Genomic DNA, 22,507 nt, shown 5'->3' on the forward strand with positions numbered 1-22,507 from the left:
CGGTTTGGCGGGGTGGCGACAGTGGTTTTTTTCTGATTGCGGGCGAGCAAACAGCGGTTTTTGCGGTGGAGGCAAATGCCTCCTTGCCCAGCGATGACGGCCGCAAGAACTGTGCTGATTTCAAGGGCCGCATCGCCGGCAAGCCGGCTCCTGCTGGAGGGAATGCCAGGGTTATCGGGTTACTTGGCGGTTTTTGCCTGGGCCACCCACGCATCCAGCGTCGCCTTGTTTTCGCTCATCCAGTCATCCGCCAATTTGCGGATGTTGCGTTCGCTGGAGCCACCCTGGCTGATGGTTTTTTCCCAGTAGCTCCAGGTCGCCTGGGAGAAGCCCATCTGCTCCACCAGGGACTTGATCGCCGGGTTGGCGGCGACGAACTTCTTGTTGCCGATCGCATACCAGTTCCAGGCAGCCATCGCCATGCGACAAGGATCGGCGCCACCGGCACAGCCAGCCACCCCAGGGGTCAACGCCGAGGCCGCCGCGGATACCGAACCCGGCAAGGCATCGAACGGCGTCGGCAACCAGACCACGTCTTTGCCCGGCACCATGGTGTTGGTCATCCAGGACGGCGCCCAGGCATAGAAGAACACCGGTTCGCCACGTTTGAGGCGGGCGACGTTTTCGAACATCAGGGCTTCATATTTACCCCGCACCGGGTTCACCGTGTTCTTGAGGCCGAACTTGTCGAGCTGGTAGTCGACCACATCACCACAGCCCCAACCCGGATCACAGCTGATCAGGTTGGCCTTGCCATTTTTGCCAAACAGCCCGGCGATCTTCGGGTCTTTCAGCTGTTCCAGGCTGGTGATCCCGTAGGCATCGGCGGTTTTCTTGTCGATCATGTAGCCGTTGTAACCGGCGCCCTGAATAAAGCCCGCGCCCACCACCTCGGTGTTTTCCTTGACCTTGTCGAAGCTGGGTTGCAGTTGCGGCAGGGTGACGTCCATCGAGAGATCCAGATCGCCCTGGGCCGCCGCTGGAAAGAACAGGGTGGTGTTGACGGTGCTCAACTTGGTCTCGTAGCCCAACCGCTTGCTGGCTTCGATGGCGATCTTGGTCAGTACATAGTTACCACCGGTGCTTTCCGATTGCACAAAACGGATGGTTTTGCCGCTGCCTGGCAAGTCCTCGGCCATCACCTGCGAGCAGGCCAGGCCGATCAGGGACAACGTTGCTGCAAATCCAAGCAAGGCTTTGAATGGACGCATCATGATTTCCTCTTTTTTTCTCGTTATGGTTAAGGGATGGCAGTGAAGAAAAGCGCTCGACAACGGGCATTCATGATTGTTGTTCTTGTGCCGGCTCAGGCATTGACCGCGCGGGTATCGAGCAGTCGCCTGAACAGCGACTTGCGTTTGCGCACAGTGGGTTGAGCCAGTTTCTGGGTGATCCGGTCGAGCATCATCGCCAGCAGCACAATGGCGATGCCGCCCACCGCCGCGCGGCCGACGTCCATGCGTCCCAACCCCTGCAAAACCACCAGGCCGAGGCCTTCGGCGCCGATCATGGCCACCACCACCGACATCACCATGGCCGTGAGCACCGTCTGGTTGAGGCCGCCGAGGATGGTCGGGATCGCCAGGGGTAACTGGATTTCCCAGAGCAATTGCCGGTGATCGGCACCGAAGGCATGGCCGGCTTCCACCAGTTCGGTGTCGACCATGCGGATACCCAGGTAGGTAAAGCGAATCAGTGGCGGGCAGGCGGAAATCACCACCGCCACCTCACCCGACACGGTGCCCACGCCGAACAACATCACCACCGGCACCAGGTACACGAAGGTCGGTGTGGTCTGCATGATGTCGAGGATCGGCCGCATCACCCGCCAGACCCGTTCGCTGCGGGCACACCAGACGCCCACCGGAATCCCGACGAGCATGCAGATGACAATGGCCGTGGTGATCAGCGACAAGGTGGTCATGGCTTCGTCCCAGACCCCCAGGGCAGCGATGACCACCAGGGCGACGGCACTGAACAACGCCACCCCCAGGCTCGCGGCACGGTAGGCGATGAGGAACATCAGCAGCACCATGATCGGGAAGGGAATGGCGTGGATCAGGGTGTCGCTCAAGGCCAGCAGGTTCTCCACTGGCCAACGGATCGCCAGGAACATCGGTCGCAGATGAATGCCCAGCCACTCGACGGACTGGCTGATCCATTGGTCCACGGGAAACACCGCGAGGTCTTCTGAACTAAGCATGTTGGGCAACCTCCGCCGCGCTTGGGCGCTGGGCCGCGACGCTGGCAATGCAATCAAGAATGTGGGCGCTGTTCAGGGTGCCGGCAAACAGCCCGGCGCCATCGACCACCGCCACCGGCAAGCCTGGTTTGAGCAGGCGCGCCACTTCCACCAGCTTGGCGCTGGCCGGCACGCTGACAAACTGTGTCGACAACCGTTGCAACGCATCGGCCCCCCCGCCAACGGCCAGCAGCGCGGCCGAATCGAGCACACCGACCACCTTGCCGAGGCTGTTGAGGACAAAGGCGCTGGCGCTGTCATTGCCGACGACGCGGGTGTCGCCCTGGACCAGCAAGGTGTCGGCGGCTTGCATGATCGAGCGGGCATCGAACAGCCGCGAACGGTCGACATCCCGGGTGAAGGCGGCGACATAGTCACTGCCGGGGTCCATGACGATTTCCTGGGGCGTGCCTTCGCGCACCACCTGGCCGTCGGCCATGATCGCAATCCGGGTGCCGAGCTTCAGGGCTTCCTGGAAGTCATGGGTGATGAACAGGATGGTTTTCTTCAGGGTGCGTTGCAGGCGCAGCAACTCGTCCTGCATCTCCGTGCGAATCAACGGGTCGAGGGCGCTGAAGGCTTCGTCCATGATCAGCACATCGGCGTCGGTGGCCAGAGCCCGGGCCAGGCCGACCCGCTGGCGCATGCCGCCGGAGAGCTCATGGGGATGATGATCAGCCCATTTGGCCAGGCCGACGATGGCCAGCACTTCTTCGGCGCGTTGACGCCGTTCGGCCGAGGCGACTCCGCGCAGCTTGAGACCGAACTCGGTGTTCTCGATCACGGTTTTGTTCGGCAACAGCGCGAAGTGCTGGAAGACCATGGAGATGCGCGTCCGGCGGACCTCCCGTAGCTGGTTTTCGTCGAGCGTCACCAAGTCCTCGCCGTCGAGCAGGATCTTGCCCGCGGTCGGTTCGTTCAAGCGATTGATGCAACGGGCCAGGGTTGATTTTCCCGAGCCGGACAAACCCATGATCATGTAGATCGCACCGCTGGGAATGGACAGCGATACGTTGTTGAGGCCGACCACGGTGGCGGTCTCGGCCAGGATACGGTCTTTGCTGGCCCCAGCCGTCAAGAGCTGCATGGCCCTTTCCGGCGAAGAGGAAAAGACCTTGTAGAGGTTTTCAATCTTCAGTCGTTCGCTCACCCATTGCCTCCAATTGTTGTTTTGCAATCTGCGGAAAACTTCATTAATAGAAATTTTTGGGCTACTGGCAGTCAAAGGTCATTCAGTCATGCAAGGGTGCAGTTTCAAAAATTTCTTGTTGTGGTGCCAAGGCACTTACAGCATGAGCGGTGTGACGAGTGCAACGCCGAGACGCCGGTCGGTAGCACTAACGGCTTATCCATGGCCTACCTGCGAATCGAGCAGAAAGTCCCGCAGGATCGAAGCCACCTGTTCCGGCGCCTCGATCAGGATGCAGTGGCGCAGCCCCGGCAGGATCTTCAACTGTGAGCCGGCGATGCGTTCGTGCATGAACGCGGCCATCCGTGGGTTGGAACCGGCGTCGTCGGCGCCGGTGGCGATCAAGGTCGGGCAACTGATCTGTGGCAGTTGCTCGCCGAAATCCGACTCCGCCAGCACCCGATACGCCGCCGCGTAGCAGCCCGGATCGTTGTCGGCGTTTTGTTGGCGCAGACGGGCGACGGCTTCGGGATGGCGCGCCTGGAAGTCCTCGGTCAGCCAGCGTGACAGTGACGCTTCGTAATGGGCGACGGGCTCACCGCGTTGCAAGGCAACGAGGCGCGCCTGGACCCGCTCACGTTCCTCGGCGTTACGTCCGGCCACTGTCGACAACAGCACCAGGCGTCGAACCCGTGAGGGATGGGTCAAGGCCAGGCGCTGGGCGATCAGACCGCCCAGGGAAAAGCCGGCCAGGTCGAAGCGCTCGAAGCCGATATGATCGGCCAAGGCCAGCGCTTCGCCGACCAGATGATCGATCTCATAACGACCCGGTGTGCGCGAGGAGTGGCCGTGGCCGCGCAGGTCGAAGGTCAGAACGGTGAACTGTTCTTGCAAGTGCTCCACCACCCCGGCCCAAGCCTCAAGGCTGGAGCCGACGCCGTGGATACAAAGCAGTGCGCGCGGTCCCCGGCCATCGAGGCGATAGTTGAGGGTGACGCCGGCTACGCTGAAACGTTGTGCATCGCTCATGGTGCTTACCCTGTGACGTGGTCGCGGCGTTTGGCACGCTCACGCTCGGCGAATACCGGCATCACTTCATCGATAAACAGGCGCAAGGTCTGTTTCTGCAGTTCGAACGGCAGGTTGAAGGTCAGGCCCAGGCAATATTGGTCGACCCCGGCGGCCTCGTAATCGAGCAGCTTCTCGATGATTTCTTCGGGCGTGCCGAACATCAGGTTGCGCCGCAGGTTTTCCGGGTTGTAGTTGTCCTTGCCGCGCACGCTTTCAAAGGACACCGGTTCAGGAAAGCCGTTGTGCACGGTGCCGATGTTCTGCATCAGGTTTTCGAAGGCCCGGCCGAAGTCCATGCTGTGGCGTACCGGCAGCTCCCAGTCGCCGGGCTTGGCATATACGCAGGTACGCCGCTGCATCATGAAACGCGGACGGGGCATATGGGGGTTGTCGGCCAGCGCTTTTTTGAATTTTTCCCCAAGTACGGCGATTTCCGCAGCGGGTGCCGAGAGCGGGGTGGAGAGGATATTGGCGCCGATGCCCACCGCCCAGTCGAACGTGCCGGGATCCCGCGCGGCGACCCAGATGCGCGGATGATCCTTTTGCAAGGGCTTGGGCACCGCCGCCGTCAGCGGGAATTTCCAGTAATGGCCATCGTGGGCGTAATCCCCGGACCAGAGTTTTTGCACCGCTGGCACCAGCTCCTTCATATAACCCACGCCTTCCTGCTGTTGCAGGCCGGGGGTCATGCGGTCGAACTCATACTGGTAGGAACCGCGGGCAATACCGAATTCCAGGCGCCCGCCGGTCAGGTGGTCGCACAACGCGGCTTCGCCGGCCAGGCGGATCGGATGCCAGTAGGCGGCCGCCAGGGTCGCGGTGCCCAGGCGAATGCGCTGGGTGTGCTGGCCGAGCCAGACCAGGGTCTGGAACGGGTTGGGCGCAATGGTGCATTCGAGGGTGTGGTGCTCAGAGGTCCACAGGGTTTCGAAGCCGCCTTCATCGGCCATTTGGGCCAGTTCCAGCAGGTTGGCCATGACGGTCTGCATGGGCACGTCCGGGGAAAAGCGTTCCATGCTCAGGGACACGGCAAATTTCATGGGTAGCTCCTTGAATAACGGGCAGTGGGCAAAGAAGTCTCAGCGCAGGCGGATGACGAAGGGGTCCTGCATGTCCCCGGAGTAATCGATGATCACGTTCTTGGCCCGGGAAAATTCGCGCATCACGTCAAAGCCTCCGCGGCGGCCGTAACCGCTTTGCTTGAAGCCGCCATTGGCGGACATGTAGGCGGAACTGCGGTAGGTGTTGATCCACACCGTGCCGGCGTCGATCCGATGGGCGAAGCGCATGGCACGGTCGATGTTCTGGGTCCAGATCCCCGAAGCCAGGCCATAAGCGGTGTCGTTGGCCAGGCTGATCATCTGTTCTTCGGTGCTGAATGGCATGACGCCCACCACCGGGCCGAACAGTTCGTCACGCATAAAGGGCATGTCGTTGCTGGCGTTGGCCATGACGGTCGGTTCGAAGTACCAGCCTTCGGACAGGTGCGCGCTGCTCGGACGTTTGCCACCGATGGCCACCTGGGCCCCTTGTTGCACGCCGTTGGCGATATACCCTTCGAGCTTTTGCAGTTGGGCTTGCAGGGCCAGCGGGCCGATATCGGTGAACTCTTCCATCGGGTGGCCGAGGCTGATGCGCTCGGTACGGGCCACCAGGGCTTCAACGAACTGCTCGTAGATCGGCGCCTCGACAAAACAGCGCGAGCCGGCCACACAACTTTGTCCGGCGGCGGCGAAGATCCCGGAAACCACGCCGTTGACCGCTTTATCGATATCGACATCGGCAAACACCACATGCGGTGACTTGCCGCCCAGTTCCATCTGGCAGGGCACCAGGTTGTTCGCGGCATTGCCGGCAATCCGTCGTCCGGTATCGGTGCTGCCGGTGAACACGTACTTGGCAATCCCGGGATGGCGGGTCAGGGCCTCACCGGTGAGCCGACCGTTACCGCTGACGACGTTGACCACACCGTGCGGAAACCCGGCCTCGATGATCAATTCGGCCAGGGCCAGGGTGGAGGCGCTGGCGTGCTCGGACGGTTTGATCACCACGGTGTTGCCAATGGCCAGGCAAGGCGCCAGGGTGCCGGTGAGCAACATCAGCGGCGAGTTCCACGGGGTGATCATGCCGACCACGCCCAAGGGTTCGCGGGTGCTGTAGTTGAGCTGGTTGAGCTTGTTGATCGGAATGGTTTCGCCCTGCAGCTTGTCGGCCATGCCGGCGAAATAGATGTAGGCGTCCGGCAGGGCGTTCATCTGTGCGCGCATTTCCCGCAACAGCTTGCCGTTGTCGCGGGTTTCCAGGAGTGCCAGGGCTTCGGCGTTCTCCAGCACCAGCTGGGCCAGGCGATACAGCAGTTTGCCGCGGGCCGTGGGCGTCAGGTTGCGCCATTGCGGATCGTTGAAAGCCCGCTGGGCCGAGGCCACTGCACGGTCCACATCGCTGGCATCGGCTTCGGCGAACTGGTACCAGGACTTGCCGGTCGTGGGATCGAAACTGTCCTGGTAGGTGGCGCTGTTGGGGGCGACGAACTGACCGTCGATAAACAGGTTGAGGCGGCTGCCCTCAAGGGCACTGACCGTGGTTTTCATGCAGGAGTCCTGTGGGTGCGTATCAAAGGCATTCATGGGCCAGCGCGGCGTTCTCGATCATCTCCACCCGGCCGCTCTCGGCGGAGCCGGTGTAAATGCCGAACTGCTGGTTCTTGCGCTCACGGGCGTAACGGCGCACCACCGAGCGCAATTCGTTGACCGGCATCTGCTCGATGGGCAACTCGTCGAGGGGGAAGAAACGCAGGGTCTCGGGCAGCTCGAAAGGTCCCTGGAGGGGATCGAGTTGGGCGCGGTAGATCAGGTAGCCAGGATCGGTGTCGTCGACGTCGAATACCGAGTACAGAAAGGTCGACTCCAGTTCGATCGACAGGGCGTTCTGGCCCACGTCGATAAAGCCCTTGCGCTTGCCGGCCACGGGCAGGGTCCAGCCACCGGCGCCGTCGGCACGGAACAGGATCGCGTCACCAGCTTCGATCAGGTAGCCGATGATCATCTTGTGGGAGTCCAGCCAACTGGCCGGCAACGGGTCCTGGATATTGGCGTAGCGGCCTCGGCAGAAACACAGCGGCAACTTGGGACTGGTGCCAAAGGCGCGGACCTGGCCGATCAGCACCAGGTGGTCGCCGGCTTCGATACGCTGGTCCACGGTGCAATCGAACCAGGTCAGGCTGTCGGTCAGGATCGGCGCGCCGGTGTGGACCTTGTCGTGGTTGACGGTGTGGAACTTGTCCGGCGATTTGGAGGCAAAGGTCCCCGAAACGTCCACCTGTCCTTCATGCAGCAGGTTGACGGCGAAGTGCTCGGTGCCAGCGAACGCACTGTAACTGGCCGCCGACTTGCCGACGCACACCAGCAGCAGCGGCGGGTCGAGGGATACCGAGGTGAACGAATTGGCCGTCATGCCCCGTGGGTTACCCTCGGCGTCATGGGTGGTGATGACGGTAACCCCGGTCACGAAAGTGCCGAAGGCCTGGCGCAAAGCGCCGGGATCGACTGCTGCAAGGTGGGTGTTGACCATGCTGCTCGGCATCGGAGTACTCCTGTTTCTTGTGGTTTGATGCAGCCTACGAGGGCGGGAACCGGTAGGCTTGCGTCGATCAAGAGGAACCTGGGTGGAATTTTTGCTGCGCTTCGAAGGGGGGCTTCAGTCCTTTGGACGTTCCGCGTCCATCTCCGCCATGTCCTGGTACCGATCGGCAATGCGCGGGTGCGGGCGCGAGCCGTCGGCCGCACCGATGGCGATCAGCACTTCGTCCGGCCCCGGTGCATCGGCGATCTGGAAGTTGGCGGTGAGAAAGTGCGAGCGCTTGCCGGTTTCGCTTTTGTGCACCATCGGCAGGGCGAGCAGGGCGCCTGGGGCGTTGCGGGTGTTGGTGAAGCTCAGGTAGGCCGTGCCGTCTACCGCTTCGCGAAACAGGTTGCCAAAGCGCAGGGTGTGGATCAGCCCCGAGGCGTGCTCGATTTCACCGTTGACCCCGACGGCAGCGGCCTTGCCAAAGGCTTCGACCTTGTGGCCAGGCATCAGGGCCGTCAGACGTCGAGTCATTTCGTAGCCCAGGCCTGGCGCCAGGCGCAAGATCTCCGGGCGCAGGTTTTCGACGAAGCCCTGGCCGGCCCAGGGGTTTTTCAGCACGGCGGCTACCACGATCAAGGTGATGGGTTTGCCGGCGTCCTTGCCGCCTTCGATAAAGGTTTCCTCGATAAAGGTGGAATACTTTCTGACGCCCAGATTTTCCAGATTCATGATGACTCGTCGCCCTTGTGGTTGTTGGTTTTGACAAAGGCTATGGGCAAAGGCAAAACCCGTCTTCCGGGGTTCAGGAGTACAAATCATCTGGACATTGCTCGGAACCGGCGCAAGTATCAGCTCGGCCGGGCAGGCAAGTTGACGGCCATGACCTCCATGTTCAGGTGAGCGCCTTGAATCGAGAAATGCAGATACTGTCGTTGCGTGATGTGGCCAGTCAGATCAACTCCGGCGGCGATCTGCAGTCGATGCTGCACCAGTTGGTCTACGCCAGTTGCCGTCATACCCACTGGACCATGAGCTCGATCATGGCCATTGATATGGAGGCCGGTTTTGGCCATGTCATTGCCCGCCATGACCCGACCCTGGTGCAGCGCCCGCTGGTGGATTGCTGGGAGCTGTCTTCGAGCCCGGTGATGACCGCCTTGCAGCGTAATGAACCGGTGTTTATCCGCGACGTACGGGAATCCGAGTACCCCGGCTACCGCCGTGAGTCCCAGGAACGCGATTACCGTACGGTGATGGTGATGCCGATGAACTGCACCGATTTCGACGGCCGGCCCATGGTGCTCAGCGTGATTTCCCGCACGATCATGGACGTATCGGAAGAGGACCGGGTGTTCCTCGGCATGATCATCCACCTGGGCGCCATCGCGGTGGAACGTCAGCGTCAACTGGAGGCCGAGCGCCGCGCCGCCGAACGTATGCAGCAGGCGTTGCACGTACACACCACCTTGCTGGAACACGTGCTGGGCGGCGGCTCGGTGACGTCGCTGTCGCTGATGGTCGGCAACCAGTTGCCCAACCCGGTGATTGCCGTGGACTTCACTGCCAATCAGGTGGTGGCCGGCCGCTCGCCGGATACCGCACTGTTCGATGACCTCGCCTGGCAGGCGGCGGTCGCCGGGGTGCTGAGCGTGCAGATTTCCAAGGCGGCCCATGAAGGCCTGAGAAGTGTCCTCAGGAGCACGGTCAATCTGTTTCTCGACGACGGCCAGCGTCAGTTCACCCTGCGGGCGCAGATCGAGCCGCTGATGGTCGATCACGAACTGGTGGGGGCGTTGCTGCTGTTTCCCGTGGCCCAGCCGTTGAACGAGCTGGATCTGTTGATGCTGGAAAGCGCCAAGTTCGCCTTGAGCGTGCAGATGATGCGCAGCTTTATCCGCTTTCGCTTCGAAACCCGAACCCAGACCGAACTGCTCTTCGAAGTGCTCGAAGGCCGCTGGCGCGACGCCGATGATATCCAGCAACGGGCCCAACGCCTGGGCATCAGCTTCAGCACCGCGCAGCAGATGATCATTATCGACTACGGCGGCAAGGCCCGTGAGCCGAAGAATCTGCATCACAACGTGGCCCGTATCCTCCAGCGCGCGGCAATCCATTCAACGGTGATCGTGGTCGACAACGGCCTGGTGTGCCTTGTGCCCGTGGACGGTGAGAAGGGCCGGGAGCGACTGGCCAAGGTCAAGCGGCAGATTGCCGATGACCTGGCGCACTACCTGGGGAGCGAACCGATCTTGCTGGCGAGCGGCATTTGCACGGCGTTGAGCGATTATCCCGCGGCCTGGGAGCGCTGCCGGCGCTTGATCGATATTGCCCGTTCATTCGGCCGCAGTGGTCCGATCACCGACCAGGACTTCGGGCCGATACCGATTTTTGTGGCGGCGGTAGGCGGTGAAGATATTCGTACCTTCGTCAACGAAAGCGTCGGCGCCATGCTGGCCCATGACCGTAAGCATCACACGCCTTACCTCGAGACACTGACGGTCTATCTGAGGGAAAGCTGCCGCAGTCAGGCCTGCGCCGATGCCATGGGACTGCACGTAACGACGCTGAGGTACCGGCTGTCGCGGATTCAGGAACTGTTCGGGATCGATGTCGAGACCCCGGAACGGCGATTTGCCACGGAGTTGGCGATTCATCTGCAACGGGTGATTGACAGCTAAGGAGCCAACCGGCCGAAGACGGGCATGGGCTTCGTCGGCGTGCTCCTTTCAACTGGGCATCAAAGGTGGTCGGCGTCGATGACGGCCTGGGCGAAAGCCCGTGGATCTTCCTGCGGCAGATTGTGGCCGATACCGCCCTTGATCAGCCGGTACTCATATTGGCCGGTGAAACGTTTGGCGTAGTCCTCGGCCGCGGGGTGCGGCGCGCCATTGGCGTCGCCTTCAAGGGTGATGGTCGGCACGCTGATGGAGGGCGCCTTGGCGAGCTTTTGCTCCAGAGGGTCGTATTTCGTTTCACCCTGAACCAGGCCCAGGCGCCAGCGGTAATTGAACACGGTGATGGCGACGTGGTCGGGGTTGTCCAGGGCGGCGGCGCTGCGATTGAAGGTGGCGTCGTCGAAAGCCCATTTCGGCGAGGCCGTTTGCCAGATCAATTTGGCGAAGTCATGGGTGTTCTTTTCGTAGCCGGCGCGGCCCCGTTCGGTGGCGAAGTAGTACTGATACCACCACTGCAACTCGGCCTTGGGCGGCAAGGGCGCCTTGCCGGCTTCCTGGTTGCCGATCAGATACCCACTGACCGAGACCAGTGCCTTGACCCGCTCCGGCCAGAGCGCCGAGACGATGTCCGCCGAGCGTGCCCCCCAATCGTAGCCACCGAGCACGGCCTGCTTGATCTTCAGTGCGTCCATGAAGTCGATGACGTCACTGGCCAGCGCGGCGGGTTGGCCATTGCGAACGGTATTGGCGGAAAGGAAGTGTGTCTCCCCGTAGCCACGGGCATAGGGCATCAGCACCCGGTAACCCTTTGCCGACAGCAAGGGGGCGACTTCGTCATAGCTGTGAATGTCGTAGGGCCAGCCATGCAGAAGAATGACCACCGGGCCGTCGGCAGGACCGGTTTCGGCGTAGGCCACGTCCAGCAGACCGGCGTTGATATGTTTCAGCGGGCCAAACGGGGAGGCGGCGACCACGCTGGTGGCTGCGGGGGCGCTGACTTTTGCGTCGCTGGCCTGTGCGTTCGCCATGCCGAAAACACCGAATTGCATCAGGGTGAACGCGAGGACGGATGGGCCAATCAGGCGGCGCTTTTGCTCGGCATGGCTTTTCAGCGGATTCATATTCATGTTGAGGTCTCCTTTCAAGCGACGGGTCAGGTGTTCTGGCTGACTCACATTTGAGCGCGGTGAGGTATCTGGCTTGTTTCAGGATCTGCGTGGGGTGTAAACGGATGTACCGTCGTGGTTTGAGACACAGAGTGATACACAACACCTGCTGCCTATACAGGCGGAGAAACGCCCAGGAGGTGTAACCAATAACCGCACCAATCGGATCTCCAGCGCACACTATTGGGGCGTATGGGAACTGAGGGTGGCAGCGCGCCAGTCAGGTTTTACGCCGGTTAGAGGCTCTGGCACGCATGGTCCAGTGGGGCGACAGGGAGCGGCACGGTAAATGCTTTTAGCTGTATATACAGGAAGCCCCGATCGTTCTTTATTGCCCCTTGACCCCGACCTCAGGAGTGAACATGTCTTCGAGTATCCATCTACCTCTGATCGATATGTCCGGTGTGCGCGAAGGTGACCCGGCGAGCGTTCGCCGGGCCGCCGATGCCATCCGAACGGCCTGCTGTGATATCGGCTTCTTCTACATCATCAATCACGGCGTGCCGCAGTCGGTGATCGACAGGGCAATGGCGGCGGCCGGACAGTTCTTTGCCTACCCGGCCGAGGTCAAGCGCGAGGTGGCGGTGAATAAACGCCATCGTGGCTGGCACGCGCTGGGCGGGGCGACCATGTACGAAGCCAGCAAACCCGATCACAAGGAGTTTTTCAGTCTCGGGCTCGAGCTGGCCGAAGAGGATCCCAGCGTGCTCGCCGGTGAGGCGCTGCGCGGGCCGAACCAGTGGCCGGCGTTCATGCCGTCGTTGCGCGAGGTCCTGGCTGAGTACTATGAGGAAATCGGCAAGGCCGGGGCCGACCTGCTGAGGGTGGTGGCGGTGGGGTTGGGAATTGACGAACACTTCTTCACCGACAAATACACCAAGCCTTTGCAGCGCACCCAGATGGTCTATTACCCGCCGCAACCACCCCAGGCCGACGCCGATCAATTCGGGGTGGCGCCGCACACCGACTATGGTTGCATCACCTTGCTGTATCAGGACAACAGCGGCGGTTTGCAGGTCCGTGAGCTGGGCTCCAATCGCTGGATCGACGCCACGCCGATTCCGGGCAGCCTGGTGGTGAATGTCGGTGATCTGTTGGCGCGTTGGTCCAACAATCGTTTTCGCTCGACCCTGCATCGGGTGATCAACCGCTCCGGCCATGAGCGTTATTCCATTGCGACCTTCTATGATCCGACCTATGGGGCCCTGGTCGATCCCTGCGAGCTGGGGATCGAGTCGACCCTGAGTCTGTATCCGCCGGTGGCGGCGGGGGACTACATACTCAAGCGCATCGACGATTCGATGGCGTATCGCAAGAAGGCTCAGTGAACTCAAGGCTCACCGTGGCGATAAATAGCGCTCTTTTATCCGGGCCAGCGTCCCGTCCTGACGGAGCGCTTCAATCGCCTCGCGCAAGTCCTCTACCAGCTTGGCGGAACATTGCTTCGAACAGGCGAGATAGAGATCCATCGTGCTCATGGGGGGGCTCATGAGCAGTTTGCGGCGAGACACTGCGGACCAAATGTACGGGCTCTCGGGAACACCGTTGAACCAGGCGTCGATGCGACCTTTCAAGAGCATTTGCGCGGGGTTTTCGCCGATGGTCAACGGGTAGATCTGCTCGTCGCTGAAGCCTTGTGCACGGAGGATTTCCTCTTGCGCACTGCCCAGGCCAACGCCGATCAAATGGTAAACCCTCTTGGCTTCCGCAAAGCTGCTCACGCGATGTTCAAGGCTGAAAAAGGCGCGATCCATGGACATGATGGGTGCGATCCAGGTGAAGTGTTCTTCGCGTTCCGGCGTTCGGGACAAGGGGGCGATCAAGAGGTCGTGTTTCTCGCTGACGTATTTTTGCGATCGGGCCCAGGGCAGCGCCTGTATACGAGCGACATAGCCGGCTTGGGCAATCGCCATCAAGGCGGCGTCTCCGACGATGCCGTGACCTTTGGCATCATCGACCAGCGTCAGTGGGGGCGCATCGATGATAAACAGGTCGACCGGCAGAGGGGCGCCCCAGACGTGACCGGTCATCAGCAGGCTTATCGACAGGCACAGTCTACCAAGCGCTTGGCTACGAATATGGGATACGCGTGTGATCTGGCTCATGACTTGATCTCTCAAGCACGGCTGGCAGCTCCCGGAAATAGCCGAGGAAACCATGGCAACCGCTGCCTAAGCGTAGCGCGGATTCGAGCGTGGGCTTCGGGACGAAAATTCCTCTACCTGGCGGGGTGTTCCGCTGTTTTACATTCCGCCAGAAAGGCTTTTCCCATGGTGGTCATCTGGGCATCGCTGTAGACCAGTTGCTGGTGGCGGGTATCGGCAACAGCCTGCGCATAATTGAAGCTGATCAAGCGTTCCAGCGTATCGACCTCGGCAGGATCCTTGACTTCATTCTTGCCCTGGGAGATTTCATTCAGGAGACTGTAGAAGGCGGTGTCTTGTTTGTTCATGATCAAGCCTCTTTTCGGGGGAGCCCGCTAAAGTGGATCAGCCAGGTATCGAAGGGTTTCATTTATTTCAGGGCGCTCGACGTTTACTGCTCGCGCATCGGAAAGAATAGCTCGAAGCAGGTCAGTCCACCCTCGCTGGTGACCTGGTAGAGACCACTGTGCAGTTGCATGATGGTTGCTACGATCGACAGGCCCAGCCCGTTGGAATGAGCCGAGCGCTCACGTGATTGATCAACCCGATAGAACCGCTCGAAGAGTCGCGGAAGGTGTTCCGCCGGGATGTTTGCACCGTGGTTACGCACACGCAGATGGATGCCGGCGTCCGACGGTATGGCCTGGATCAACAGTTCGGAATGAGGTGCGCCGTACTTGATCGCGTTGGAACACAGATTCGCCAGGGCGCGCCGCAGCAGAACGGGCTCGGCCCAGATAATCCCTTCACCCTCTGCGCGGATGGTGATGCCGACATCCGCCGCCAGACCCTCAAAGTAGTCCGCGATGCGTTCCACTTCCTCGGCGGCGTCCAGTTCCTGACGTTGATGACGGGCACTGCTCGGGTCGGTGCGGGCGAGGAAGAGCATATTGTCGAGCATCCGCGCCAGGCGTTCGAGTTCCTCCACATTGGAGGCGAGTAGCTGCTGATAATGTTCGACGCTGCGGTTTTGTTGCATCGCGACCTGGGTTTCGCCCAGCAGGTTGTTAATGGGGGTGCGTAACTCATGGGCCATGTCGGTGGAGACCTGACCCAACTGTTCAAAGCCCTTGCCCAGGCGCTCAAGCATGGTATTGAAGGCGTCGATCATCGGTAACAGTTCTTTCGGAGCACCCTGGCTGTCGAGGCGCTCGGTCAGATTGCCGACGCCGATACCATGGGCGTGCTGTGCCAGCCGTCTCACCGGCAGCAAACCACGGTAAACCATCAGCCAGCCGGCCAGGGCCAGGACAATGGCCGCCAGGCTGGCGAGGATGTAGACGTTGAGACGGTAGCTGGCCAGCACGGCTGTGCGTTCGGTCATCAGGCGGCCAATGGTCAATTGCAGTTTGCCCGAGTCGATACTCGCGGACACTGCGGCGAAGGGTGCACCATTGACTTCCGCGACCTTCCGCACATCGCTCAGCTCCAGGGTGTGCTCCATCGCGACCGGAACCAGCTGGGGAATATTGAGGTGCCCGGGATTGACCTCGAGTAACGGAGGCCCGCCTGGAGCCCCGATACTGAGTACGGCTTCGCGATTGTCCATCATGTTCTGAAACAGCACGGGCTTGGTTCTGATCAGATCCCGGGTGTTGCTGTCATTGAGCAGGTTGCGTAACTGATTGACACGGTAGACGAGTGCGGCTTCGTCACGGCGTATCAGCTCGCTCTCCAGTTCGCGGTAGAGTGCGACACCCATGGTCGCCAGCAGGGTAAAGGCCAGCAAGGCAAAGACCACGGCCAGGCGCAGCGTCAGGGAGTAATGGCGACGCTTCATGGTTGCGTATCGAAGCGGTAGCCAATGCCACGCACACTGTGGATCAGCTTGAGCTGGAAAGGGTCGTCGACTTTCAGGCGCAGGCGGCGCACCGCCACGTCGACCACGTTGGTGTCGCTGTCGAAGTTCATGTCCCAGACCCGCGAGGCGATCAGCGAGCGGGACAGCACTTGGCCCTGATGTGTGGCAAACAGGTGCAGCAGTGCAAACTCCTTGTTGGTCAGTGTGACTCGCACGCCGGCGCGGGTGACGCGGCGTTTGATGACATCGATCTGCAGGTCGGCGATCTGCAGTTGCTCTTCTTCCCGGGTCGGACCGCGTCGGGTCAGGGTGCGCAGGCGGGCGACCAACTCGGCGAAAGAGAAGGGCTTGATCAGATAGTCGTCGGCCCCCAGTTCCAGGCCCTTGATGCGGTCGGCGATATCATCTCGCGCGGTGAGGAACAGGACCGGTGTATCAGCCTCCTTGCGCAGCTGGCGCAGGACTTCCCAACCGTCCATTTTCGGCATCATCACATCCAGCACGATGACGTCGAATGAGGTTTCCAGGGCCTGGTGCAAACCGTCAACGCCATCGCGGGCCAGGCTGACGGAGTAGCCTTGCTCCTGCAGGCCGTTGAGCAAATAGTTGCCCGCTTTGGGCTCGTCTTCTACGACCAGAATATTCATGAGTATTACCTTGGTTCAGTTTCGGTATTCGATTCACGAAAGCGGACCAGAAAGCCGCGAGCAGGTGGCGCGAGTATAGCCCGATCACTCGGTTGCGCCGCGCATTGCCCCTGCTCTTTATCAGTCATATTCGTAAACCTTCAATCAGTTCTGGTTGGAGCAATTGCCTTGAACTTGATAGTCCAGGACATGTTCCCGGCCCTGATGATCCAGGTAATCGAGACGCGCCGGAATCACGCCGCACTGGTCCGAAAGGTCAGTCGTGGACAGGACTTTCGCGACGTCCAGATTGACGTAGAAGCCGGTTTTGTCATGAATCACCGACGAGCTATCAGGGGTGGCGGCGAAGGCGGAACCGGTGGCGAGGAGGGCGGCGAATCCGAGGAGGAAAAGTTTCATGGCATTGTCTCTCTGTTCAAGTGGGCTGCCTGTTGTCTGGCAGTGAGTTCACAGTAACAACGCGACTCAAACAGCTAACGAACAAAACAATGACAAAGCTGTAATGCAATTTCGTCCGGGATCAGAGGGGGGGCCAGCGGCGTGTCAGCGATAAAAAATGACGGTCACAGGGGAAGGCCCCAGCTTGGGTTGCCTAGGATGAGGCTCTTCTATTGCTGAGTAAGGTGTGATCTGGCTTCCATTGCGTCATGCAGAATTCGGACAACCTCAATGACGTTGTCGTCAACCCGTCGATAGAAAACGACGTGGCGAGGCCTTTGGACAATGCCGCTGGAGCTTGCAGCGCGCTTACGTACATAGATCAGATGGAAACTTCTCAAACCGGGTGAGATTTCGTCACGGGGGCTGCTGCCGACCCTTTCCGGTGTGACTGCAAGGTCTTCGATCGCGGTACGTATAAGCGTCTGATATCTGATCCTGGCGCTTGTTCCAAACTGTGCCTGGGAGTACCTCAGAACATCCTCGACATCGACCAGAGCCGTATGAGCAATACGGTACTTCGCCATGCTCAACGCTTCTCGGTCACTGACAGGGCAGCCTTTTCACCGATGTCAGCGAAAAGTTGCCCGAGATGGTCACTTTCAACTTCGATGAAGCGACCTTGCTCAAGGTCCATGAGTCCCACTGAGGTGGCCTGACGTAGAACCTCGAGCTTGGCTGACTCTTCTGCTTCGCGTTGCTCCAACAGGCGAAGCCCTTCGCGCATGACCTCGCTGGCGTTTTGGTAGCGGCCAGAGATAACGAGATCATTGATGACCTTATCCAGGTGATCAGTGAGAACGACATTTCGGGTAGCCATGATGCGCTCCGGGTGCAAGTGATGTTGATTCGGATATTGGCATATTATGCCATCACGTTGATCGGCGCATAGTTCAAGTCTGTGTTTCATGTCGAGTGGCCTCTTTGCAGGGGTTGCCAAACTGAATGAGAGAGACGTGACAAATGGATCTGTCTGACGAGGTGTCAGGGGCGTCACGTTCGAACGAGCCTCCAACGGTGGCGCATCAAAGTCTTATCAATCTGCGGGTATTATTTTGGCGCTTTGCTGGGAATGGGCTCGGCGATGGTCAGCAACAGCACAAAGCTGATAAACGAGCCGATGGCCAAGTAGGTGAACACATAGTTCCAACCGTAACTGTCCAGTAGCAGGCCGGTTAGAAATGGCGTTGCGGCGGCGCCTAGTTGTCCGACCATGTTGATGATCGCGTTGGAGACCGGAAAGGTGGTCTTCGATGTAAGGCCCATCGGATAGGACATATAGGAGGAAAAACCCAGGCTCAGAACGATGCCGGTCAGCATCAGCAGAAGCCCGTAGGGCAGGGGGGCCGCAGGTGAGTTGATCAGCAGGTACATCATTGCGCTGGTGCCCGCGGCCGACAGGAGCATACCGGGTTTGCGTCGTCCGACAAGAAAGCGGTCAGAGCAAAAGCCGCCGAGTAAGTTACCCAGAACAGCCCCTACCCAAGGAGCCGCCGACACCAGCCCCATGTTCATGACGGAAAAACCCTTGACGGTCATGAGGTAAGTCGGGATCCAGGACAACAGGACGCTGGACACCCCTAACTGGAAGCAGTAGCTGGTGGCGCAGCCCCAAATATTCCAGGACTTGAACACCTGCCGGTTGGTGATGAGAGGGGCCTCGGCCCGACGCCTGATGAGGATGTCGAGTTTCCTCAGCCAGTTTGGGACAGGCCTGGCAACTACCGAGTGTTGCTGGGTAGCGATCTTGTCATCGTCAAGTATGTACTGGAGCTCCACCTTGTTGACGAAACGACTCTTCGAGGGATGATCGGCGACGAGGAAATACCAGACGAAAGACAGCACGATGCCGGGCACTGCGAAGAAGAAAAATACTTCCCTCCAATCCCATACCGAGATGATCACCGCACACAGCGGCGGCACGATGACCGGTCCGAATTTGACCGCAGAAAGGAAAATGCCCGAGGCGATACCTTTCTCCCGGGCGGGAAACCAGTTGTTGATCGTCGTGGTCATGCTGATCGGCAATGGGCCTTCAGCGAGTCCCAAGCCAAAACGATAGATTTTCAACGCAACCAGCGAACCGGCCGAGCCGACAAGGCCGGTGAGCAGCGAGGTCAAGATCATTGCCGTGGGTAATATCTTGCTGACGCCCATTCGAGCAAACGCGAAACCTGCGGGAATCTGAGCCAACGCATAGGCCAGGAGAAACAAACTCATCAACCCGCCAGCTTCTGCGTTGCTCATGTCGAACTCCTTGCGGATGAACGGCATTGCCACGCCAAGGTTGGCTCTGTCTGCAGCTGCGATGGTGTAAATGACGAAAATCAAACCGGCTACAACCCAGCGGTACTTACCGCTAGCCATAGATTCGGCAGTCCTGGAGTCAGCCATGATGCAACCCTTATTGTTATAGGTATTGGGGCGTAATTTACGGGTGGCCAATCAGTCAAAAAAAGCGACAAATACTCACGATATTCCATTTCTTTTGGTGATGATTTGCTGGTCAACGGGTGATTCGTGCCCCGACGGTTTGCCAATGCCTGAATAGGTGCGATGGGTTAAAGGTCCACCAATAGTGATGGGTGGGTGGCATAATCCAGTTGTTTTTTTCAGCCTGGGCACTGCAATGATCACGCTTAAACAGCTGGAAGCGATTTACTGGATTGTGCAGTTGGGAAGCTTCGAGGCCGCATCGATGAAGCTGAACATGTCTCAATCGGCGATCTCTAAACGGGTCCAGGAGTTGGAGGACGCGTTTGATGTCCCGATCTTCGATCGCTCCAAGCGCAGTGCCAGGCTCACCGAAAAAGGCGAGGAGCTTTTCGAGTGTGCCGTCGAGATGCTTCGCCAGAGGGATTACCTGTTGGAACGCGTCAGTTCCAAAGAGTCGTTGGTCAGGCGCTACCGCGTGGGAGTGACCGAGTTGACCGCGCTGACCTGGTTACCGGCGCTGGTTGAGCAGATTCGTGCGGCCTACCCCAAGGTTGCATTGGAACCGTCGATCGAGCTGAGTTCGGAGTTGTTCAAGAAGCTGGAAAACGATCAGCTGGACCTGATCATCGTTCCCGACATTTTCAGCGACTCCCGATTTGTCAGTACCGCCCTCAAGAGTGTGGAAAACGTCTGGATGAGTGCTCCGGACCTCTATGCGGACGATGAGCCTATGGACTTGCAGTCGTTGGCTTCGTATACCGTGCTGACCCAAGGTGGCAGCTCGGGGACCGGCCTTATTTATGAGCGCTGGCTTGCCGAACACAATGTCCGATTGAACAAGACCCTGATCAGCAACTACCTCGTCGCTCAAGTGGGCCTGACGATTTCTGGCGTGGGTATCAGCTACTTGCCTCGTGAGTGCCTTGCTCCGCTGATAGAACAGGGTCGATTGAAAGTCATTCAAACCCCATCACCCTTGCCGCAAATTCGCTATACCGCTGTGCATCGCGCGGACCGCTTGCAAGGCTTGAGTCTCGAGATCGCACGCCTGGCAGAGCAGTGCTGTGATTTCAGTCGCCTGATCCTGGAACCTTCAAGGTAATGCTGTTAATCATGATAAAAAGTAATCATTTTTCATAGATAAATATCGCTAAAAGTATCTATCGGCCTTCCATACCATCGAGTCAGCCCATGAGGGTTAACTCGTATACGGAGGTCATCATGTCTTTCCCTGGTTCTCGCATCCTCACATCACCCGCCTTGGCGTCAGTCGATCTGATCGAAGCGTTTCGTAGCGTTGTCACCCCTCACATCAGTGACAACATGGGTCGCCACATTGGTGCGCGCGGACTCAACCGCTACAACCGCACCGGAAAGCTGGTGGGAACGGCATTGACCGTAAAGACTCGTCCAGGCGACAACCTGTACATCTACAAGGCGCTGACCTTGTTGGAGGAAGGGCACGTCCTGGTGATCGATGCCCAGGGCGATAGCAACAATGCGGTGATCGGCGAACTGATCAAGCTCTATGCCCAACAACGCGGCTGTGTCGGTTTCATCGTCGACGGCGCCATTCGTGATGTCGCCAGTTTTGAAGACACGCCTTGCTACGCTCGCAGCGTCGTCCACTGCGGCCCTTATAAAAGTGGCCCGGGTGAAATCAACGTCCCGGTGTCGATCGGCGGCATGATCATCAATCCCGGCGACATCATCGTCGGCGACGAAGACGGCTTGGTTGCCTTCTCTCAGGCCGATGCAGAACAGGTTCTGGTCAAGGCGCGTCAGCACGAGGTCCATGAAGAAAAGGTGAAGGCGGAAATTGCGACCGGTGCGATCGACCAGTCCTGGCTGGACAAAGTTCTCGATAACGCCGGCCTGGCCAACTGAGTAAGCATGATGAGCAAGACATTTCTCTCTCGCCGCGTCCTCGGCATCGAACCTTCACCCAGCATCGCTGCCAACGCCCTGGTGACCCAACTGCGGGCTCAGGGCAAAGACATCATCAACTTTACCGTGGGCGAGCCGGATCTCGATACGCCGACGCACATCCTGCAAGCCGCGCAAAAGGCGATGTTCGGCGGTGATACGCATTACACCAGCACGTCCGGAACGCCGGCATTGCTTCAAGCCATTGTCACCAAGCTTCAGCGCGACAATGGCTTGAGCTATGGCGTTGATGAGGTCATCGCCGGGGTGGGCGGCAAGCACATCATTTTCCACGCGATGGCCGCCACATTAAATGCCGGTGATGAAGTGATCGTGCACGCACCGTATTGGGTTTCATACCCCGACATTGCCAAGCTCAACGACGCCACACCGGTGATTATTCCCGGCAACGAAGCCAGCGGATTCAAGCTGACGGCCGATGAGCTTGAGGCGGCAATCACCGCCAAAACCAAATGGGTGATTCTCAACACCCCGAACAATCCCAGTGGCGCGGCCTACAGCGCTTCGCAGTTGAACGAACTGGCCGAGGTACTGCGTCGGTATCCCCATGTACTGGTGATGTCCGATGAAATTTACGAGCACTTTGTCTACAGCGAGGCGGGTCACGCTTCGTTCATCAAGGTCGCGCCCGACCTGAAGGATCGCACGCTGATCGTCAATGGTGCCTCCAAAGGCTACGCCATGACGGGATGGCGCCTTGGTTTTGGCGCGGGTCCGAATTGGATGATCGCAGCCATCAGCAAGTTGCTTTCCCAGACCACGACCTGCCCAAGCTCTGTAAGTCAGGCGGCGGCTGTTGCCGCGTTTGCGGGCGACCAGGCTCCCATCGCAGCCATGCGCGAGATCTATACAGCGCGTCGTCGACGCATGCTTGAGCTATTGGCGAACATCCCCGGAATCAGCTTCAGCCCTCCTGATGGCGCGTTCTACGTGTTCGTCAATGTCAGCGGTTTGCTGGGCAAAACTACCGTCGATGGGGTGCGCCTGGAAACGGACACCGATGTCGTGGCCTATCTGCTGCGCGATGCCGGTGTTGCCTCCGTCGCAGGCGCCGCCTACGGCATGTCGCCGTACATCCGGTTGTCCTTTGCCAGTGCCATGGAGGTGATCGAGGAGGGCTGCGAGCGCATCAAACGTGCTTGCCAGGCGCTGCGCTGATCGACCAGAGAGTCGACGGCTTTACTGCGATTTACGCTTCAACACAAAAAAACTGCCCGAAACACCCCAGACGGTAATTTTTCAGA

General features: G+C 59.5%; 22 protein-coding genes. 5 read left to right on the forward strand and 17 right to left on the reverse strand.

Annotated features, from left to right (window positions below):
• Window positions 1–179 precede the first annotated feature (179 nt).
• The 8 genes from proX to HX866_RS08320 form a co-directional block, all read right to left on the reverse strand.
• Window positions 180–1,214 carry a glycine betaine/L-proline ABC transporter substrate-binding protein ProX gene (proX, locus tag HX866_RS08285; RefSeq protein WP_177138931.1) on the reverse strand — a complete coding sequence of 345 codons (1,035 nt, stop codon included), beginning with the start codon at window positions 1,212–1,214 and terminating at the stop codon, window positions 180–182.
• 92 nt (window positions 1,215–1,306) lie between these two features.
• Window positions 1,307–2,203, reverse strand: coding sequence for an ABC transporter permease (locus HX866_RS08290; protein WP_177097847.1), 897 nt, complete (start codon window positions 2,201–2,203; stop codon window positions 1,307–1,309).
• Window positions 2,196–3,329, reverse strand: a complete 1,134-nt coding sequence (locus HX866_RS08295; protein WP_177138933.1) for a quaternary amine ABC transporter ATP-binding protein — start codon at window positions 3,327–3,329, stop codon at window positions 2,196–2,198. Before HX866_RS08295 ends, HX866_RS08290 begins: the two co-directional genes overlap by 8 nt.
• Before the next feature lie 258 nt (window positions 3,330–3,587).
• Window positions 3,588–4,400, reverse strand: a complete 813-nt coding sequence (locus HX866_RS08300; protein ID WP_177138934.1) for an alpha/beta fold hydrolase — start codon at window positions 4,398–4,400, stop codon at window positions 3,588–3,590.
• 5 nt (window positions 4,401–4,405) lie between these two features.
• Window positions 4,406–5,482 (reverse strand): LLM class flavin-dependent oxidoreductase, encoded by a 1,077-nt coding sequence (locus HX866_RS08305; RefSeq protein ID WP_177097849.1) that lies wholly within the window; start codon window positions 5,480–5,482, stop codon window positions 4,406–4,408.
• A 39-nt stretch (window positions 5,483–5,521) separates the two neighbouring features.
• A complete protein-coding gene (locus tag HX866_RS08310; protein WP_177138935.1) occupies window positions 5,522–7,033 on the reverse strand; it encodes an aldehyde dehydrogenase in 1,512 nt (503 codons plus the stop codon).
• 22 nt (window positions 7,034–7,055) lie between these two features.
• Window positions 7,056–8,024, reverse strand: coding sequence for a flavin reductase family protein (locus HX866_RS08315; protein ID WP_177138940.1), 969 nt, complete (start codon window positions 8,022–8,024; stop codon window positions 7,056–7,058).
• Between the two features lie 114 nt (window positions 8,025–8,138).
• The gene (locus HX866_RS08320) at window positions 8,139–8,738 is read right to left on the reverse strand and encodes an amino acid synthesis family protein (protein WP_177138942.1); all 600 of its coding nucleotides are present in this window, start codon (window positions 8,736–8,738) and stop codon (window positions 8,139–8,141) included.
• Window positions 8,739–8,926: 188 nt separating this feature from the next.
• On the opposite strand from HX866_RS08320, the gene HX866_RS08325 reads away from it, so the two are divergent.
• Window positions 8,927–10,687, forward strand: a complete 1,761-nt coding sequence (locus tag HX866_RS08325; protein ID WP_177138944.1) for a helix-turn-helix domain-containing protein — start codon at window positions 8,927–8,929, stop codon at window positions 10,685–10,687.
• 59 nt (window positions 10,688–10,746) lie between these two features.
• On the opposite strand, the gene HX866_RS08330 is transcribed toward HX866_RS08325, so the two are convergent.
• Entirely contained in the window at window positions 10,747–11,811 is a 1,065-nt protein-coding gene (locus HX866_RS08330; protein WP_177138945.1) for an alpha/beta fold hydrolase, read from the reverse strand.
• 401 nt (window positions 11,812–12,212) lie between these two features.
• On the opposite strand from HX866_RS08330, the gene HX866_RS08335 reads away from it, so the two are divergent.
• Window positions 12,213–13,178, forward strand: a complete 966-nt coding sequence (locus tag HX866_RS08335; protein WP_177138947.1) for an isopenicillin N synthase family dioxygenase — start codon at window positions 12,213–12,215, stop codon at window positions 13,176–13,178.
• Window positions 13,179–13,187: 9 nt separating this feature from the next.
• Here HX866_RS08335 and HX866_RS08340 read toward each other — a convergent pair whose 3' ends face one another.
• The 8 genes from HX866_RS08340 to HX866_RS08375 form a co-directional block, all read right to left on the reverse strand.
• Window positions 13,188–13,955, reverse strand: a complete 768-nt coding sequence (locus HX866_RS08340; RefSeq protein WP_177138949.1) for a substrate-binding periplasmic protein — start codon at window positions 13,953–13,955, stop codon at window positions 13,188–13,190.
• A gap of 113 nt (window positions 13,956–14,068) precedes the next feature.
• A complete protein-coding gene (locus tag HX866_RS08345; protein ID WP_177097856.1) occupies window positions 14,069–14,302 on the reverse strand; it encodes a hypothetical protein in 234 nt (77 codons plus the stop codon).
• A gap of 83 nt (window positions 14,303–14,385) precedes the next feature.
• Window positions 14,386–15,774, reverse strand: a complete 1,389-nt coding sequence (locus HX866_RS08350) for a heavy metal sensor histidine kinase (protein WP_177138951.1) — start codon at window positions 15,772–15,774, stop codon at window positions 14,386–14,388.
• Window positions 15,771–16,442 (reverse strand): heavy metal response regulator transcription factor, encoded by a 672-nt coding sequence (locus HX866_RS08355; protein WP_177097858.1) that lies wholly within the window; start codon window positions 16,440–16,442, stop codon window positions 15,771–15,773. The genes HX866_RS08350 and HX866_RS08355 overlap by 4 nt, the downstream gene beginning before the upstream one ends.
• 144 nt (window positions 16,443–16,586) lie before the next feature.
• Entirely contained in the window at window positions 16,587–16,841 is a 255-nt protein-coding gene (locus tag HX866_RS08360) for a DUF2790 domain-containing protein (RefSeq protein ID WP_177097859.1), read from the reverse strand.
• 209 nt (window positions 16,842–17,050) lie between these two features.
• Complete coding sequence (locus HX866_RS08365; protein ID WP_177097860.1) at window positions 17,051–17,407, reverse strand: type II toxin-antitoxin system RelE/ParE family toxin; 357 nt, start codon at window positions 17,405–17,407, stop codon at window positions 17,051–17,053.
• Window positions 17,408–17,409: 2 nt separating this feature from the next.
• Complete coding sequence (locus tag HX866_RS08370) at window positions 17,410–17,700, reverse strand: type II toxin-antitoxin system ParD family antitoxin (protein WP_177138953.1); 291 nt, start codon at window positions 17,698–17,700, stop codon at window positions 17,410–17,412.
• 230 nt (window positions 17,701–17,930) lie between these two features.
• The gene (locus tag HX866_RS08375) at window positions 17,931–19,247 is read right to left on the reverse strand and encodes an MFS transporter (protein WP_177138955.1); all 1,317 of its coding nucleotides are present in this window, start codon (window positions 19,245–19,247) and stop codon (window positions 17,931–17,933) included.
• Between the two features lie 262 nt (window positions 19,248–19,509).
• Between HX866_RS08375 and HX866_RS08380 the strand changes: the two genes are divergently transcribed.
• The 3 genes from HX866_RS08380 to HX866_RS08390 all read left to right on the forward strand — a co-directional run bounded on the left by HX866_RS08380 (window position 19,510) and on the right by HX866_RS08390 (window position 22,421).
• The gene (locus tag HX866_RS08380) at window positions 19,510–20,418 is read left to right on the forward strand and encodes a LysR family transcriptional regulator (protein WP_177097863.1); all 909 of its coding nucleotides are present in this window, start codon (window positions 19,510–19,512) and stop codon (window positions 20,416–20,418) included.
• 119 nt (window positions 20,419–20,537) lie between these two features.
• On the forward strand, window positions 20,538–21,203 hold the full coding sequence (locus tag HX866_RS08385; RefSeq protein WP_177097864.1) for an RraA family protein: 666 nt from the start codon (window positions 20,538–20,540) through the stop codon (window positions 21,201–21,203).
• A gap of 9 nt (window positions 21,204–21,212) precedes the next feature.
• Window positions 21,213–22,421: an aminotransferase class I/II-fold pyridoxal phosphate-dependent enzyme gene (locus HX866_RS08390; protein ID WP_177139298.1), complete on the forward strand. Its 1,209-nt coding sequence runs from the start codon at window positions 21,213–21,215 to the stop codon at window positions 22,419–22,421.
• Window positions 22,422–22,507 lie beyond the last annotated feature (86 nt).

Origin of the sequence: Pseudomonas gingeri (assembly GCF_013386165.1) — a bacterium.
Lineage (GTDB): Bacteria > Pseudomonadota > Gammaproteobacteria > Pseudomonadales > Pseudomonadaceae > Aquipseudomonas > Aquipseudomonas gingeri_C.